The sequence below is a fragment of the Rhodococcus sp. BP-332 genome (assembly GCF_019836065.1).
GTDB lineage: Bacteria > Actinomycetota > Actinomycetes > Mycobacteriales > Mycobacteriaceae > Rhodococcoides.
The window spans coordinates 1,085,086-1,101,523 of sequence record NZ_JABUEC010000002.1 but is presented as its reverse complement, the minus strand read 5'-3'; the positions used below and the strand labels follow the sequence as shown (position 1 = coordinate 1,101,523).

At 68.4% G+C, this 16,438-nt stretch carries 12 protein-coding genes and 1 tRNA gene; 7 read left to right on the top strand and 6 right to left on the bottom strand.

The window, feature by feature from the left end; all coding sequences use genetic code 11:
• Nucleotides 1–23 precede the first annotated feature (23 nt).
• Nucleotides 24–638, bottom strand: coding sequence for a maleylpyruvate isomerase family mycothiol-dependent enzyme (locus HQ314_RS10870; protein WP_051613396.1), 615 nt, complete (start codon nucleotides 636–638; stop codon nucleotides 24–26).
• 157 nt (nucleotides 639–795) lie between these two features.
• Between HQ314_RS10870 and HQ314_RS10865 the strand changes: the two genes are divergently transcribed.
• The 5 genes from HQ314_RS10865 to HQ314_RS10845 all read left to right on the top strand — a co-directional run bounded on the left by HQ314_RS10865 (nucleotide 796) and on the right by HQ314_RS10845 (nucleotide 4,893).
• Nucleotides 796–1,599 carry a transglutaminase family protein gene (locus HQ314_RS10865; protein WP_308119352.1) on the top strand — a complete coding sequence of 268 codons (804 nt, stop codon included), beginning with the start codon at nucleotides 796–798 and terminating at the stop codon, nucleotides 1,597–1,599.
• A 2-nt stretch (nucleotides 1,600–1,601) separates the two neighbouring features.
• Nucleotides 1,602–2,141, top strand: a complete 540-nt coding sequence (locus HQ314_RS10860; protein ID WP_204869464.1) for a GNAT family N-acetyltransferase — start codon at nucleotides 1,602–1,604, stop codon at nucleotides 2,139–2,141.
• Between the two features lie 22 nt (nucleotides 2,142–2,163).
• Nucleotides 2,164–2,562: an MmcQ/YjbR family DNA-binding protein gene (locus tag HQ314_RS10855; protein WP_222650001.1), complete on the top strand. Its 399-nt coding sequence runs from the start codon at nucleotides 2,164–2,166 to the stop codon at nucleotides 2,560–2,562.
• Nucleotides 2,563–2,595: 33 nt separating this feature from the next.
• Nucleotides 2,596–3,213 (top strand): histidine phosphatase family protein, encoded by a 618-nt coding sequence (locus HQ314_RS10850; protein WP_027505916.1) that lies wholly within the window; start codon nucleotides 2,596–2,598, stop codon nucleotides 3,211–3,213.
• Between the two features lie 87 nt (nucleotides 3,214–3,300).
• Nucleotides 3,301–4,893, top strand: coding sequence for a phage infection protein (locus HQ314_RS10845; RefSeq protein ID WP_222650000.1), 1,593 nt, complete (start codon nucleotides 3,301–3,303; stop codon nucleotides 4,891–4,893).
• A 1-nt stretch (nucleotide 4,894) separates the two neighbouring features.
• On the opposite strand, the gene HQ314_RS10840 is transcribed toward HQ314_RS10845, so the two are convergent.
• Both HQ314_RS10840 and HQ314_RS10835 read right to left on the bottom strand, forming a co-directional pair.
• Nucleotides 4,895–5,179 (bottom strand): putative quinol monooxygenase, encoded by a 285-nt coding sequence (locus HQ314_RS10840; protein WP_027505918.1) that lies wholly within the window; start codon nucleotides 5,177–5,179, stop codon nucleotides 4,895–4,897.
• Nucleotides 5,180–5,276: 97 nt separating this feature from the next.
• A complete protein-coding gene (locus HQ314_RS10835; protein ID WP_222649999.1) occupies nucleotides 5,277–6,143 on the bottom strand; it encodes an NAD(P)-dependent oxidoreductase in 867 nt (288 codons plus the stop codon).
• Between the two features lie 114 nt (nucleotides 6,144–6,257).
• Here HQ314_RS10835 and HQ314_RS10830 point away from each other — a divergent pair, with 114 nt between their 5' ends.
• Nucleotides 6,258–7,769 (top strand): MFS transporter, encoded by a 1,512-nt coding sequence (locus tag HQ314_RS10830; protein ID WP_027505920.1) that lies wholly within the window; start codon nucleotides 6,258–6,260, stop codon nucleotides 7,767–7,769.
• Nucleotides 7,770–7,847: 78 nt separating this feature from the next.
• On the opposite strand, the gene HQ314_RS10825 is transcribed toward HQ314_RS10830, so the two are convergent.
• The 3 genes from HQ314_RS10825 to HQ314_RS10815 form a co-directional block, all read right to left on the bottom strand.
• Nucleotides 7,848–9,314 carry a glutamate synthase subunit beta gene (locus tag HQ314_RS10825; RefSeq protein WP_027505921.1) on the bottom strand — a complete coding sequence of 489 codons (1,467 nt, stop codon included), beginning with the start codon at nucleotides 9,312–9,314 and terminating at the stop codon, nucleotides 7,848–7,850.
• Nucleotides 9,307–13,908 carry a glutamate synthase large subunit gene (gltB, locus tag HQ314_RS10820; protein WP_222649998.1) on the bottom strand — a complete coding sequence of 1,534 codons (4,602 nt, stop codon included), beginning with the start codon at nucleotides 13,906–13,908 and terminating at the stop codon, nucleotides 9,307–9,309. The genes HQ314_RS10825 and gltB overlap by 8 nt, the downstream gene beginning before the upstream one ends.
• 444 nt (nucleotides 13,909–14,352) lie before the next feature.
• Nucleotides 14,353–14,438: transfer RNA gene (locus HQ314_RS10815), tRNA-Leu, on the bottom strand.
• A gap of 275 nt (nucleotides 14,439–14,713) precedes the next feature.
• Between HQ314_RS10815 and HQ314_RS10810 the strand changes: the two genes are divergently transcribed.
• Nucleotides 14,714–16,318, top strand: a complete 1,605-nt coding sequence (locus tag HQ314_RS10810) for a DUF3662 and FHA domain-containing protein (RefSeq protein ID WP_222649997.1) — start codon at nucleotides 14,714–14,716, stop codon at nucleotides 16,316–16,318.
• The last annotated feature ends 120 nt before the right edge of the window (nucleotides 16,319–16,438 follow it).

Genomic DNA, 16,438 nt, shown 5'->3' with positions numbered 1-16,438 from the left:
TGCCGGAGTCGGGGGCCGATCTGTCACGCTCCACGATGATCGTGCACGGTCGCCCGGCCGGTGAGGATCAGGACAACCGCTTTCGCCGGCAAGATCAAGGTGTCGCCGTCTCCGATGCGGAAGTCGATGTCGGACGCCTGAAGTGCACACCCGTCGAGGTCGGCGCCGAAATAGGCCATCCGATTCCTGGACTCGATCGTGCGAAGCACCACCTCCAGTTGCGGCGTCGTGGCGGTCGCGGGCAGTCCCAGTCCCTCCGTCAGATCGAGTCCGTGAACGACGTCGTGGCACAACGAATCGACGAGGTCACCTCCCGGTGGACTCCACTCGGTGGTGATGTTGTCTCGGAGCGCGGCAATCAGTTCGACTCGGCCCATCGTCGCGGCGTCACGGCGGGCAAGACGGTCGGCCGCGCGGTCGAAGCTGCCGCGTTCTCGAATCATCGTCACCAACAACTTGGGCAAGCTCACCCGAAAAGACATCGACAGATGCGCCGCCAGGTCGGCAACGGTCCAACCCTCGCACAGAGTCGGTTGTTGCCACTCGGTGTTCGACAGTCCTTCGAGTACCGCGACCGTTGCCTGCCTCTGCGTCGCGGTCAGTGCCGCGACGCGCTCTCTGTCCAACTCGTTCGACATGCGACTCCACATCCTCCGTCGTGTTCGAGACCTGCCACTGGACAGGCCTGCCACTGGACAGACATGGCGGCGGATCGAAAGTCATCGAAGCGCGGGGCTTCCGGACCACACGCGGTCCGGGCGATCTTCCGCCCGTGACCGGTGGCATCATGCGGTAGTGACGCGTGACGTATCTGCCCACCTCGACGTGACCGTCGTCGACCCCACCAACCTCGAGTTCCAGATCGCGGTCGCGCAGCTACCGGGGACGACGGTCACCGAATCGTTGTCGTTCCGGCTCGACGGCGAGGAGATCACACCCACGGAGATCCGCGCGGAGACCGGCGGGCGCATCCACCGTTTCGATTGTGGGCGTGGACAACTCGTCGTCGACTACCGCGCCCGCGTGGAAGGCGAGGCGGATCCCGCCCCGGTGGTCGAGCGAGACCTGTCCGTCTACCTGCGGCCGAGCCGGTACAGCGAATCGGACAAGTTCCTGGGCTTCGCCGCGACCGAGTTCGGGCGCTACACCTCGGATGCCGACGTGCTCGAGCGCGTGTCCGCCTGGGTCGGCCGCCGTCTCCATTACGTACCCGGCAGCAGCGACCCCATCGACGGCGCCACCGACACGCTCCTCGCGGGCAGCGGAGTCTGCCGCGACTACACGCATCTCGTCGTCGCACTGCTGCGCGCCATGACCGTGCCGGCCCGACTCGTCGCGGTCTACGCACCCGGCTGCGACCCGATGGACTTCCACGCCGTCGCGGAGGCCTACGTCGACGGTGTCTGGCGTGTGGTCGACGCGACGCGGCTGGCCCCGAGGCAGAGCCTGGTGCGGATCGCGACCGGGCGGGACGCGTCCGACACCGCGTTCCTCGACAACCACGACGGCTACATCGTTCTGAACCGCATGCAGGTCATGGCCACGGTGGACGGGATGCTCCCGTACGACGACGTGCACGAACTCGTGTCCATGCGCTGATCATGATCACCTTCCGGCGGGTCACCGAGAACGACTTTCCGCTGCTCGCGCGCTGGTTGTCGCACCCCCACGTGGCGCGGTGGTGGAACCACGAGGTCACCGCCGAGGCCGTCGCCCGCGACTTCGGGGCGTCCGCCCGCGGCGAGGAACCGTCCGAGGATTCGCTCGCCCTCGACGACGGAACCCCCGTCGGCCTGCTCCAGCGCGCCCGATGGCACGACTACCCGGAGTACGTCGACGAGCTGGCACCGTTCTGGCCCGCGCCCGCGGAGGCCGTCACCATCGACTACCTCATCGGCGAGGGGCGCCTCGTCGGGAACGGCCTCGGCACCCGCGTGCTGATCGAGTTCACGGCCGACACGTGGCGGCGATACCCGGCCGCCACCTGCGTCGTCGTTCCGGTGGCCGCCGGCAACGTGGCGTCGTGGCGCGCGCTCGAGAAGGCCGGGTACCGACGTGTCGCCGAGGCCCACCTCACCCCGGACAATCCGATCGACCCCACCGACCACGTGGTGATGGCGATCGACCGCCCGGCTCGATGACGAGGGCCTAGTCTCCTCGGTCATGGAGCATCCCGTGCGATTCCGCGACGACGATCCGTTGTTGGTCAGGGTGCGGGAGCGAGCCCTACGCCTGCCCGGTGCCTCCGAGAAGGTCTCCCACGGCCGGCCGAACTTCCGCACCACGAAGGTCTTCGCGATCTACGGCGCCACGGTGAAGGGGGACCATCACTCCACCCGCTGGGATCGGTCGCTGCAGGTTCTGCCCGACACCGACGAGCGAGCGGCGTTGCTGGACGACGAGCGATTCTTCGAACCCGCGTACACCGCGGCGAGCGGCTGGGTAGGACTCGACCTGACGATCGGCACCCCCGACTGGGCCGAGGTCGACGAACTGCTCGACATGTCGTTCCGGCGGACGGCGCCCGCCCGGCTGGTCGCGGAACTCCGAACGCTCTCATGACCGCGAGACAGTGGCCGTGAGACAGTGGCCGCTGTGCAACTGCTGCTGATCCGCCATGCTCTGCCACTGCGTTCCGACGCGGATGCCGATCCCGCACTCGCACCGCTGGGACTCGAGCAGGCCGCGCGCGTGCCCGACGGGCTGCGCGCCCATCGGCTCGCGCGCATCGTCAGCAGTCCACAACTGCGCGCCCGGCAGACCGCGGAACCGCTCGCCGCGGACACCGGACTCCCGGTGGACGTTCTCGACGGTCTGGCGGAGTACGACCGGGACTTCCCGGGTTACCTCCCCATCGAGGAGGCGCGCGAGAAGTTCCCCGCCGAGTTCGAGCGCATCAAGGCCGGGCATCTGCCGAGCGCGGTGGACGCCGACGCCTTCCGCCGACGGGTGTTCGACGACATCGCCTCGGTGGTGCGGGACGCGGAGCCGGAGGACACGGTCGCGATCTTCGCCCACGGCGGGGTGATCAACGTCCACCTGCAGGATCTGCTCGGCACCGCCATGCCTCTGACCTTCCCGATCGACTACGTCTCGGTCACGCGAATACTGTTCTCGCGCAGCGGCAGACGTACGGTAGCGTCGGTGAACGAGACGCAGCACGTGTGGGATCTGCTCCCCCGCAACCGGGCGCGATCCTCACCGACTTCTTAATCGCGCAGGTCACCGGGCATTACGGGCACGATCGGTGCTCGGCACGGTCCGTCGAGCGCGTCGGCACCGGTTAGCCTGAGCAGTATCATGACTTCTCCCTCAGCACACGGTGCCCCGCGTTCGGGTCTCGTCGCCACGTTGTCGCGGCCCGTGATCGTCGTTCTCGTGATCGCCCTCCCCCTGCTCCTGGCCGGCCTCTACGCGTCGTTCAGCGGGAACGACGTCGTTCCCCTGGCCTCGCAGAGCAGTTCCGAGACCACCACCTCGGCAGACGGTTCCGAGGGCACGGACGGCAGCACCCCCGCCGCGGGAGACCCGCTGGCGAAGACGCGCTCGGCTCTCACCCAGACGCAGTTGCCCCTGAGCCTGCTCAGCGGTGGACTCACTCAGCTGACCGACGCGGCGCCGCAGCTCACCGACGGAGTCACCCAGCTCTCCGACGGCCTCGGGCAGGCGCGCTCCGGGTCCCAGCAGCTCGCGGACGGCAACTCTCAGCTGGCCGGCGGACTCGTGCAGCTGCAGGGCGGAGTGGGCCAGCTCGGTGACGGCGCCGTGCAGATCAGCGGCGGCGTGAACCAGCTGACGACGCCCCTGCTGGCGCTCGGCGAGAAGCAGGCTCAGGTCACCTCGTCCATCGCGGACGTCGCGAACCGCATCGAGGTGCTGAACAACCCGATCACCACCGACGCGGCACGGCAGCTGCGTGAGCTGATCGACACGCTGAACGCGCAGGGCATCGGCCCCGACACCGTCTCCCAGATCAACCAGCTGCGCGACGGCGCCGCCCTGCTCGCGTTCCAGCTCGACGATCCGTCCAGTGAGTTCGTCACCGGTGTGAACACCGCCGTCGACGGCAGCGCGCAGCTCGCCACGGGAGCCGGTCAGCTGAACGACGGCATCATCCAGCTCGACGACGGTGGCAAACAGCTCAAGGCGGGCACCGACCAGATCGCGACCGGGATCGAGCCGATCGGCGGCGTCGTCAGCAGCCTGCAGACCAACGTGAAGACCGCGCAGACGTCGCTGCCCGCGGCGAACGCGGTGGCGGCGACCACGACCACCGACGAGAACGGCCAGACGCAGACCACCCTCGTCGTGCAGGGCAGCACCCCGTCGAACTACTACCTGATCGCGGCGTTGGTGGCCGTTGCCGCAGCCGCCGCCGTGAGCCTGATGCGACTGCTGTCGCGCCGGGACCGCCTCGCTCGGATCGCACCCGCCCTCGGCGCACTCGCGGTCACCGCAGCTGCGGGTATCGCCTATTGGTTCGTCGGCGACGGCCTGAGTTTCGGCTCGCTCCTCGGCGGCATCGTCCTGCTGTTCCTGGGGTCCGCGGCGTTCCTGGCCGCGGCGGGCGCCGTGCAGATGGCGTTCGGCCGTGCCGTCGGCCAGTCGATCAACCTGGTGCTGCTGCTCGTCCAGCTGGTCCTGGCAGGCGGAGCCCTGGTGGGGTCGCCCGACAGCTCCGTTTTCGGCAAGGCCGCGTCCTTCACGCCCGTCGGGTGGCTCGCCGCCGGGCTCGAGCGCATCGCGGCGGACGCCATGGACTCGACCGGCTGGCTCGCCGTCCTCGTGATGGTCGCCCTGCTCGCGGTGTCCGGTCTCGTCTACTCGCTCGTCGCCCGGTCCGACCCGGAGGACGACCGCGCGGCCTACCGGGACGAACCGCGCCTCGCCTGACTCAGGCGGGCGTCAACGGGTGGATCGCCAGGGCGCCCAGCTTGGCGCCGTGGCGACCCATGACGTCGGCCATGTGCGGTGACGCCATGTGCCCGTCGAGGGCCGCCTGGTCCCGCCACACCTCGACGGTGACGATGGTGTCGGGCGCCGCGTTCGAGGTGTAGACGTCGTACTCCAGGCAGCCGTCCTCCTCGCGCGTGAGAACGGCGAACTGCCGCATCGCCTCCAGCACCTCGTCGAAGCCGTCCGTCACCGGAATGGTGGCCACCACGTGCAGATCACTCATCGTCGTTCTCGTCTCGCTCGTTCGTCATCGGTCCACCCGAACGTACGGCGAGGAGCGGCGGCGGGCGTCTGTTATCGCCCGACTGCCCCCTGACGACTCAGCCCTGGAACCCCTCGTCGTTCTCGAAGGCCGTGACGACGGCCGCCAGATCGTCGGCGCCGTGCCCCGCGACGCTCGCGTCCACGTACGCACTGCGCACGGCCTGCAGCAGGCGGGAGGTGCGCGGATCCACCGCATCGATCATCAGGTCGACGTCCTTGACCACGCCGTCGATCCCGAACGACGGGGTGAAGTCGCGCTCGATCATCGAGCGGCCCTTCATCTGTGTGTACGGCGCGTTGATCGGACCACCGTCGAGCGCTTCGAGGACGAGCGAGGGCTCCAGGCCCAGTTCCGACGCCATCGCGAGTGACTGCGCCGTGGCCGCCGTGAGCGTGGACACCATCGCGTTGCACGCCAGTTTGAGCGCACTCGCCCGGCCGGGCGCCGTCCCCGCGTTCACGATCTTCACCGTCAACGACTCGAGCACCGGGCGCACCGACTCGAGCGCCTCGGCGGGTCCGGAGGCCAGCGCCGTCAGCTTGCCCGACTCCGCCGGCTCCTTGGTCCCCAGCATCGGGCAGTCGAGAAAGGCGACCCCGTGGTGCTGCGCCAGATCGGCCAGCCGTCGGGCGCCGGCCGGACCGACGGTCGCGGACTGGACCCACACGGCGCCGTCCTTCACCGCGGACAGGAAGGTGGTGGCCGTGTCCGCGGTGGCCGACTCGTCGTAGAGCATCGTGACGATCACGTCGGCGTCAGCGACGCAGGCCGCCGGATCGTCCGCGACGGTCGCCCCCTGGTCCTTCAGCGGCGCCGCGCGATCGGCGTTGCGGTTCCACACCGTCACCTCGTGGTCGCCGCGGAGCAGAGACCCCGCCATGCCCGCGCCCATCGTTCCGGTTCCCAGTACTGCCACCCGCATGTTCGTTCCCTCTCACCGGCTGGAGCGGATTCTTTTCCGACCCGCTCCGTGTGTTGCAATGCAGGGTGTTCCCCTCACGGAGCACCACCACACGCACTCTCGAACGGATCTCGCATGACCAGCACCGACACGCCCGCCACCGAACGGGCGGGGCGTCGCGAGTGGTGGGGTCTCGCCGTCCTCGTCGTCCCCATCGTCCTCGTCTCGATGGACATGTCGGTCCTGTACCTCGCCCTGCCCTCGCTGACCGAGGATCTCCAGCCGAGCAGCTCGCAGCAGCTGTGGATCCTCGACATCTACAGCTTCATGCTCGCCGGCCTACTGGTCACGATGGGCTCCCTCGGCGACCGCATCGGCACCCGTCGGCTGCTCATGATCGGGTCGCTCGTCTTCGGCATCGCGTCCGTCGCCGCCGCCTTCTCGCACACCCCGGAGGCCCTCATCGCCTCGCGGGTGCTTCTCGGAATCGGCGGCGCCACCCTCGCGCCGTCGACACTGTCGTTGCTGCGCAAGCTCTTCGTCGACCCCGTGCAGCGCGGTGTCGCCATCGGAATCTGGACGGCCGGATTCGCCGGCGGTGGCTCGTTCGGCCCGGTCATCGCGGGCGCGCTGCTCGAGTACTTCTGGTGGGGCTCGGTGTTCCTCATCAACATCCCGATCATGGTGGTCCTGCTGATCGCCGCGCCGGTGATGCTGCCCGAGGCGAAGAACCCGAACCCCGGCCGCTTCGACCTGCCCGCCGTCGGCGCCTCGATCGTCGCGATGCTCGGTATCGTCTACGCGCTCAAGCACGCCGCGCAGAACGGCCTCGACTGGCAGGTGGCCGCCGCGCTCGCGGTGGGGCTCCTCGTCGGCTGGTGGTTCGTGCGACGTCAACGCGCGAGCACGCACCCCGTCATCGAGTTCGATCTGTTCCGCACCCCGGCGTTCTCCGTCGCGGTGATCGTCATCCTCGTGTCGGTCTTCATCATCACGGGCTTCAATCTGATGCTGTCGCAATATCTTCAGCTCGTCATGGGGCTCGGAACCCTCGAGGCGGGACTGTGGTCGCTGATCCCGGCGATCGCGACGGCCACCGCCTCACTGACGGCCCCCCTGATCATGAAGCGCCGCCCGCCGGCCGTCATCCTCGTCGGCGCCATCTCCGTCATGTTCGTCGGTGCCGTCGTGATCGGTGCGGTGGCCCTCCCCTCGGACGTCGGGTCGGGCGCCACGCTCGCGATCCTGCTGTGCGGCATGGTGATCGCTGCGTTCGGTGTGGGTACCGGCACGACGTTCGGCTCTGATCGGGTGCTCGCCACCGCGGCACCGGAGAAGGCGGGCGCGGCCGGTGCCGTGTCGGAGACGGGCGCGGAACTCGGTGGGGCACTGGGCATCGCCGTGCTCGGCTCCATCAGCGTGGCCACGTACCGCCTGGTGCTGGGGCCCGCCGACACGTCCGGAGACGGCACGCTCGCCGGCACCCTGGCCGAAGCCGGCCGGATGTCACCCGACGTCGGGCCCGACCTCGCGTCCCGCGCCCGCGAGGCGTACGTGGACGGCATCGTCGCCGCGTCCGGGGCCACGCTCGTCACGCTGCTGATCGCCGGCAGCGCGGCCGCCGTCCTGTTCCGTCGAGCGCGCTGACGCACCGACTCCCGACACAGAACACCCCCTGCAGCACGCTGCAGGGGGTGTTCTGTTCGTACCGGGTGTGTGGGCTCGCTACCGCTGGGGTGCCTGGGTGGGCACGATCGGCGCGGGCAGCGCCGTCTTTCCCATGAGGAACGAATCGACCGCGGACGCGCAGGAGCGGCCCTCGGCGATGGCCCACACGATGAGCGACTGACCGCGGCCCATGTCGCCGGCCACGAAGACACCGTCGACGTTGGTGTTCCACTTGTCGGTCCGCGACACGTTGCCGCGCTCGTTGAGATTCACTCCGAGATCGGTGAGCAGGCCCGGCTTCTCGGGCCCGGTGAAGCCCATCGCGAGGAACACGATGTCGGCCTCGAGGTGGAAGTCCGACCCCTCGACCTTGGCGAAGCGACCGTCCTTGAACTCGACCTCGTGCGCGTCGAGTCCGGTGACCATGCCGTTCTCGCCCGTGAAGCGCTCCGTGTTGACGGAGAAGACGCGCTCGCCGCCCTCCTCGTGAGCCGAGGACACGCGGTAGACCAGCGGGTACGTCGGCCACGGGGTGGATCCGGCGCGCTCCTCCGGCGGGCGGGGCATGATCTCGAACTGGTGGACGCTGGCCGCGCCCTGACGGTGCGACGTGCCGAGGCAGTCCGCGCCGGTGTCGCCGCCGCCGATGATGACGACCTTCTTGCCCTTCGCCGTGATGGGCGGCTGGCCGTACTGGTCGACGACGTCGTCGCCGAGCTGAACACGATTGGCCCAGGGCAGGAACTCCATCGCCTGATGGATGCCGCCGTACTCGCGGCCGGGGACCTCGAGGTCGCGGGCCTTGGTGGCACCGCCCGACAGGACGACCGAGTCGAACTCCTCGCGGAGCTCGTCCGCGGTGATGTCGACACCGACGTTGACACCGGTGCGGAAGATGGTGCCCTCGGCCTCCATCTGCGCCAACCGGCGATCGATGTGGCGCTTCTCCATCTTGAACTCGGGGATGCCGTAGCGCAGGAGTCCGCCGATGCGATCAGCTCGCTCGAACACGGTGACGGTGTGGCCGGCACGCGTGAGCTGCTGCGCTGCAGCGAGACCCGCGGGACCGGAACCGACGACGGCCACCTTCTTGCCGGTGAGGTACGTCGGGTAGACGGGCTGGACCCATCCCTCATCGAAGGCGCGATCGATGATCTCGACCTCGACCTGCTTGATGGTCACCGGGTCCTGGTTGATGCCCAGGACGCACGACGCCTCACACGGAGCCGGGCACAGCCGGCCCGTGAACTCCGGGAAGTTGTTGGTGGCGTGCAACCGGTCGATGCTCTCGCGCCACCGGTCCTTGTACACCAGGTCGTTCCACTCGGGAATCAGATTCCCGAGCGGGCACCCGTTGTGGCAGAACGGAATGCCACAGTCCATGCACCGGCTGGCCTGGGTGCGGAGGGTGTCCGTGGAGAAGTCCTCGTACACCTCCTTCCAGTCCATCAGGCGCAGGTCGACGGGGCGCCGCGACGGGAGCTCCCGCGACGTGTTCTTCAGAAATCCTTGTGGATCACCCACGAGCTGCCTCCATGATCGCCTCGTCCACGTCCGCGCCGTTCTTCTCGGCCTCGGAGATCGCGAGCAGTACCTTCTTGTAGTCGCGGGGCATCACCTTCACGAAGTGATTGACCTGCTGCGACCAGTCCGCGAGGATGCGCTCGGCGACCTCGGACCCGGTCTCGTCACGATGCCGCGTGATCGCATCCTTGAGCCACGCGAACTCGTCACCCTGGAGCTCCTCGATGTCGACGAGCTCGGTGTTCAGGTTGTCCTCGAAGGTCGAGTTCGGGTCGAAGACGAACGCCACACCGCCGGACATGCCGGCACCGAAGTTGCGGCCGGTCTCGCCGAGAATGACGACCTTGCCACCGGTCATGTACTCGCACCCGTGGTCACCGACACCCTCGACCACCGCGACGGCGCCCGAGTTACGGACGGCGAACCGCTCACCGACGACACCGCGGATGAGCGCCTCACCCTCGGTGGCACCGAAGAGGATCACGTTGCCGGCGATGATGTTGTTCTCGGCGACGAAGCTCGAGTTGGCCTGGAGCGACGGGCGTACGACGATCCGCCCACCGGACAGACCCTTGCCGACGAAGTCGTTGGCGTCGCCCTGCAGTCGCAGCGTCATGCCCTTGGGCACGAACGCTCCGAAGCTGTTACCGGCCGATCCGGTGAAGGTGATGTCGATCGTGCCTTCCGGCAGACCGTCCTCGCCGTACGCCTTGGTGACCTCGTGGCCGAGCATCGTGCCCACGGTGCGGTTCACGTTGGTGATCCGCGTCGAGAACTCGACCTTCTCGCCCTTGTCCAGTGCCTCGCGGCTCTGCGCGATGAGTTGCTGGTCGAGAGCCTTGTCCAGTGCGTGGTCCTGCGTGCCGGTGCAGTAGAGATCCTGGTTCATGAACGCCGACTCCGCGACGTCCAGGATCGGCGACAGATCGAGCTTCGACGCCTTCCAGTGATCCTTCGCCGCGGTGGTGTCCAGCAGCGCGACCTGGCCGATGGCCTCGTCGAGCGTGCGGAAACCGAATTCCGCGAGGTACTCGCGGACCTCCTCGGCGATGTACAGGAAGAAGTTCTCGACGAACTCCGGCTGACCGGCGAACCGCTTGCGCAGCAGTGGGTTCTGCGTCGCCACGCCCACCGGGCAGGTGTCGAGGTGGCAGACGCGCATCATGATGCAGCCCGAGACCACCAGCGGCGCGGTGGCGAAGCCGAACTCCTCACCACCGAGCAGCGCGGCGACCATGACGTCGCGACCGGTCTTGAGCTGACCGTCGACCTGCACGACGATGCGATCGCGAAGACCGTTGAGCAGCAACGTCTGCTGGGTCTCGGCCAGGCCGAGCTCCCACGGTGCGCCGGCGTGCTTGACCGACGTCAACGGGGTGGCGCCCGTGCCGCCGTCGTGGCCCGAGATGAGCACCACGTCCGCGTGCGCCTTGGAGACACCGGCGGCGACCGTACCGACACCGACCTCGGAGACGAGCTTCACGTGGATGCGCGCCGACGGGTTGGCGTTCTTCAGGTCGTGGATCAGCTGAGCCAGATCCTCGATCGAGTAGATGTCGTGGTGCGGGGGCGGCGAGATGAGGCCGACACCCGGCGTCGAGTGACGCACGTCGGCCACCCACGGGTACACCTTGTGCGCCGGAAGCTGGCCGCCCTCACCGGGCTTGGCGCCCTGCGCCATCTTGATCTGGATGTCGGTGCAGTTGGTCAGGTAGTTCGACGTGACACCGAAACGACCCGACGCGACCTGCTTGATGGCCGACCGACGCCAGTCACCGTTCTCGTCGGGGAGGAAGCGTGCGGTGTCCTCGCCGCCCTCACCCGAGTTCGAGCGACCACCGAGGCGGTTCATCGCGATGGCCAGCGTCTCGTGCGCCTCTGCCGAGATGGAGCCGTAGCTCATCGCACCCGTGGAGAAACGCTTGACGATGTCGCGTGCCGACTCGACCTCGTCGATCGGGATCGGGGTGCGACCCTCGGTCTTGAAGCGGAACAGTCCGCGCAGCGACGCGAGCCGCTCGGACTGGTCGTCCACCATGCGGGTGTACTCCTTGAACACGGAGTACTGACCGGTGCGGGTGGCGTGCTGGAGCTTGAACACCGTGTCCGGGTTGAACAGGTGGTACTCGCCCTCGCGGCGCCACTGGTACTCGCCGCCCGTCTCGAGCTCGCGGTGCGCGCGCTCGAACTTGTTGTCCAGGTAAGCGACTCCGTGACGCACCGCGACGTCGGCCGCGATCTGGTCGAGGTCGATGCCGCCGAGCGGCGACTGCACGCCGTAGAAGTACTCGTCGACCAGGGCCTGCGACAGGCCGATGACCTGGAACAGCTGGGCGCCGGTGTACGAGGCGAGCGTCGAGATGCCCATCTTCGACATCACCTTCAGCACGCCCTTGCCGGCGGCCTTGATGTAGTTCTTGACGGCACTGTCGTAGTCGATGCCCTGCAGGGTGTCGCGGTCGATCATGTCCTCGATCGACTCGAACGCCATGTAGGGGTTGACCGCTGCGGCACCGAAGCCGACGAGGGTGGCCATGTGGTGGACCTCGCGGGCGTCACCGGCCTCGACGATCAGCCCCACCTTGGTGCGGGTCTTTTCCCGGACGAGGTGGTGATGCACGGCCGAGGTCAGCAGCAGCGACGGAATCGGTGCCAGCCGCTCGCTCGACTCGCGGTCGGACAGGATGACGATGCGCGCGCCGCCGTCGATCGCCGCGGAGACCTGCGAACGAATGATCTCGAGCGAACGACGTAGTCCCTCACCGCCTTCGGCGACCGGGTAGAGGCCGCGGACCACCACGGAGCGCAGTCCGTCCTGGGTGCCGTCGTCGTTGATGTGGACCAGCTTGGCCAGCTCGTCGTTGTGCAGGATCGGCGACTTCAGCACGATCTGCCGGCATGCTTCGGCACTGGGCTGCAGGAGATCCCGCTCGGGACCGATGGTGCCGCCGAGGCTGGTGACCACCTCTTCCCGGATGGCGTCCAGGGGCGGATTCGTCACCTGGGCGAACAGCTGGGAGAAGTAGTCGAACAGCATGCGCGGGCGGTTCGAGAGCACGGCGACGGGCGTGTCGGTGCCCATGGACCCGATGGCCTCGGCGCCGGCCTTGGCCATGGGAGCGACCAGCATGGTCAGTTCCTCGGTGGTGTAGCCGAAGATCTGCTGACGGATCAGCACACGGTCGTGCGTCATGTGGACGTGCGGGCGCTCGGGCAGGTCGTCGATCTCGACGAGACCCTCGTCGAGCCACTCCTGGTAGGGGTGCTCGGCGGCGAGCTCGTCCTTGATCTCGTCGTCGCTGACGATGCGGCCCTGCGCGGTGTCCACCAGGAACATGCGGCCGGGCTGCAGGCGAACCTTGCGCACGATCTTCGACGGCTCGATGTCGAGGACGCCGACCTCGGACGCCATGATGACCAGGCCGTCCTCGGTGACCCAGAGACGGCTCGGACGCAGGCCGTTGCGGTCGAGGACCGCGCCGATGACGGTGCCGTCGGTGAAGCACACCGACGCCGGTCCGTCCCACGGCTCCATCAGAGTCGAGTGGTACTGGTAGAACGCCCGGCGAGCCGGATCCATCTTGTCGTGGTGCTCCCACGCCTCGGGGATCATCATCAGCACGGCGTGCGGCAGGCTGCGACCGCCGAGGTGCAGGAACTCCAGCACCTCGTCGAAGCGCGCGGTGTCCGACGCTCCGTGCGTGTTCACCGGGAAGATCTTCTCGAGCTTCTCCGGGCCACCGAAGACGTCCGACTCGATGAGGGCCTCGCGGGCACGCATCCAGTTCTCGTTGCCGGTGACGGTGTTGATCTCACCGTTGTGCGCGACACGGCGGAACGGGTGTGCCAGCGGCCACGAGGGGAACGTGTTGGTGGAGAAGCGCGAGTGCACCAGACCGAGGGCACTGACGACGCGCTCGTCCTGCAGATCGAGGTAGAAGCCTCGCAGCTGCGGCGTCGTGAGCATGCCCTTGTAGACGATGGTCGACGGCGACAGCGACGGGAAGTACACGGACTCACGGCCGGGACCGTCCTTGCCGGGGCCTTCGAGGCCGAGTTCGTGCTCGACGCGCTTGCGCACGACGAACGCGCGTCGCTCGAGATCGATGCCGGACAGTGCACGGTCGGGAGCGGCGACGAACAGCTGGCGGAACGTCGGCATGGCGTCGCGCGCCAGCGCGCCCAGGGAGGCGTCGTCCGTCTCGATGTCGCGCCAGCCGAGAACCTCGAGGCCCTCCTCGGTCACGACACGCTCGACACCGGCGACAGCCTCGGCGGACGCGGCGCGCGCCTGCGGGAGGAACGCGATACCGGTTGCGTAGGAACCCTCGGGCGGCAGATCGAAGTCGACCACGGCGCGGTAGAACGCGTCGGGGACCTGGATCAGGATGCCGGCACCGTCACCCGTGTTGGGCTCGGCACCCGCAGCGCCGCGGTGTTCGAGATTGATCAGCGCCGTGATCGCCTTGTCGACGATGTCGCGGCTCCGTCGGCCGTGCATGTCGACCACGAACGCGACACCGCAGGAGTCGTGTTCGTTGGCGGGATCGTAGAGGCCGCGCGCTGATGGGTACCGGTGTCCGGGAAGCTGCATGTGTCTTGCCTAACTGACGAGTCGAGCCAAGATCCGCGAGAGCGCGGCCACGTCCGAGATTCGACGCGAGCCACCGCGGGGCGATGCGAGAGCGGGTTCACCGTTGAACACGCACTCCGATGGGGCTCCGGCCACTCTCGGACAACGATCCGTTCCGAGGTGGTGACCGAGTGTTTTCGGGCAGGGGCGATCCTTGTGGGTCGACCCCGCAGCTGAACGATAAGTCAGGAACCGGTCGAATTCACAAATCAGGGCATCCTCATTCGGGCCTGACCTGGTCGTTCCCCCGGCGGTGTGGGTGTGTGCGCGACGTTGCGCGGTACCTCGGCGTTCGTTCACGAGAATACTCCGGGAGCGCACGAGCTCGACGTCGGAGATCTCACACCGAGACGTACGTCCGATGAAAGACTACTGGCCGTAGCGATTTCTCGGCTACGGCCAGTGTGGTGGGCGAAGGGGGACTTGAACCCCCACGTCCCGAAGGACACTGGCACCTGAAGCCAGCGCGTCTGCCATTCCGCCACTCGCCCGAGCGACGGGACGAGATTAACACGACCCGTCACTCGGGCAGAAATCCATACCGTCGGTCCGGGTTTCCGGTCCTGAGGCGGGGCCGGGAACCGGTTCCGGGCGTATAGCATGGATCGGTAGTCGCACGACGGAAGGACACGCGAGGCCGCACGGCCTGCGCGGACGTCGGCGGCGTGGACGCCTCGGGGACGGTTCCAGCATCATGAGTCTCCGACGCACGGACGCAGTACCGATGTGAGACGCAGTACCGACGAAGACGGAGAAGGAGGGTGTCGTGGGAGTGGTTCAGCGATTCGAGAGAAAGCTGCAGAGTGCTGTCGGTGACGCCTTCGCTCGCGTCTTCGGTGGCGGTGTGGTGCCGCAGGAGGTCGAGGCGGCCCTCCAGCAGGAGGCCACCATGTCGGTCCGCACGCTGGACGGCGGACATCTGCTGGCACCCAACGCCTACGTCATCACCATCAGCCCGTCGGATCACGACAGGCTCGCGTCCGACCACGACCTCACCACTCGCGCCTTCTCACGCCATCTCCAGGACTTCATCACCGACCAGGGATGGCAGACGTACGGGCGCGTGGTGGTCCGCTTCGAACCGTCCACCACACTGCACACGGGACAGTTCCGCACGTCGGGAACAGTCGATCCCGACGCGTCACCCCAGCAGAGCGCTCCACCTCACCAGTCCACTGCACAAGACCGACCGTCGTCGACATCAGGAGCCGGCCCCATGACCCAGAACTCAGGGACTCAGAACCAGGGCGACGAGCCCGACCGCGACAACGATCGGCCCGCATCGGGCGTCGCCGCCCGTGCCCCTCGCAACGGCAGCGCGTACCCGTCCGAGGCGTACGACCCCGAGGCGTCGGGCCGCGTCGACCCGGCGGCGGAGAACCGGGTGCGCCCGCCCCGCGCGTACGGCGACTCCGAGCAGGACGCCCGCGGCTACGGCCGCCCGCCCGCCGGTCAGGAGCAGGGCGGATACGGACGCGCACCGTACGGACAGGGTCACGATCAGCAGGGCTACGGCCAGGCCGGGTACGACCAGCAGGGCTACGGCCAGGCCGGGTACGACCAGCAGGGTCACGAGCAGGGCGGCTACGACCAGGGATACGGACGCCAGCCGCAGAACCGCGCCCCCTACGACTCGCGTGCCTACGGCCAGCAGCCTCCCGCTCAGCAGCCGTACGACCGCCAGGCCTACGGACAGCCGGCGGCGGATCCGCGCGGTCACGGCCGTCCTCAGTACGACCAGGGTGGACCCGATCCCCGCGCCTACGGCCAGCAGGGCTACGGCCAGGCCGGGTACGACCAGCAGGGCTACGACCAGGGCGGCTATGACCAGCGCGGGTACGACCAGGGCGGGTACGACCAGCGCGGCTACGACCAGGGCGGCTACGACCGGTCGGGCTACGACCAGCACGGTCAGGACCGTCAGCAGGCGTACGGCGACTACGACCAGCGCGGCTACGCCGACGGTGGCCAGGCCGCACAGCCGCGGGCGTACGGCGCTGCGGCGGCGTACGACCAGCCGGCCACACAGGGCTACCAGCAGGTCGCGGACGGGGACGACTACGACCGCCCGGCCGCGTCTCGCGGGCTCGCCGCCACCCTGCAGCTCGAGGACGGCAGCGGCCGTCACTACCAGCTGCGCGAGGGCGGCAACGTCGTCGGTCGCGGCCAGGAGGCCCAGTTCCGGCTCCCCGACACCGGCGTCTCGCGTCGGCACTTCGAGATCCGCTGGGACGGCCGGGTGGCCATGCTGTCCGACCTGGGTTCCACCAACGGCACGACCGTGAACGGTGCACCGGTCCAGGACTGGCAGCTGGCCGACGGCGACATCGTCCGCGCCGGACATTCGGAGATCCTCGTCCGCATCGTCTGACACGACCGGACCGGCGACGGGTGCGGCGGCCGACACCGGCCGTCGGCGCCTGCCCTTATGATGCTCCGAGACGGGACGTCCCCGGGCGACCGAGAAAGCCGTGACCCGGCTTCTGGTGAC

Excerpts from the sequence above, each read along its gene's own strand:
- HQ314_RS10840 (WP_027505918.1), bottom strand. The coding sequence starts at position 5,179 with ATGAGTGATCTGCACGTGGTGGCCACCATTCCGGTGACGGACGGCTTC.
- HQ314_RS10830 (WP_027505920.1), top strand. The coding sequence starts at position 6,258 with ATGACCAGCACCGACACGCCCGCCACCGAACGGGCGGGGCGTCGCGAG.
- gltB (WP_222649998.1), bottom strand. The coding sequence starts at position 13,908 with ATGCAGCTTCCCGGACACCGGTACCCATCAGCGCGCGGCCTCTACGAT.
- HQ314_RS10835 (WP_222649999.1), bottom strand. The coding sequence starts at position 6,143 with ATGCGGGTGGCAGTACTGGGAACCGGAACGATGGGCGCGGGCATGGCG.
- HQ314_RS10860 (WP_204869464.1), top strand. The coding sequence starts at position 1,602 with ATGATCACCTTCCGGCGGGTCACCGAGAACGACTTTCCGCTGCTCGCG.
- HQ314_RS10870 (WP_051613396.1), bottom strand. The coding sequence starts at position 638 with ATGTCGAACGAGTTGGACAGAGAGCGCGTCGCGGCACTGACCGCGACG.
- HQ314_RS10845 (WP_222650000.1), top strand. The coding sequence starts at position 3,301 with ATGACTTCTCCCTCAGCACACGGTGCCCCGCGTTCGGGTCTCGTCGCC.
- HQ314_RS10855 (WP_222650001.1), top strand. The coding sequence starts at position 2,164 with ATGGAGCATCCCGTGCGATTCCGCGACGACGATCCGTTGTTGGTCAGG.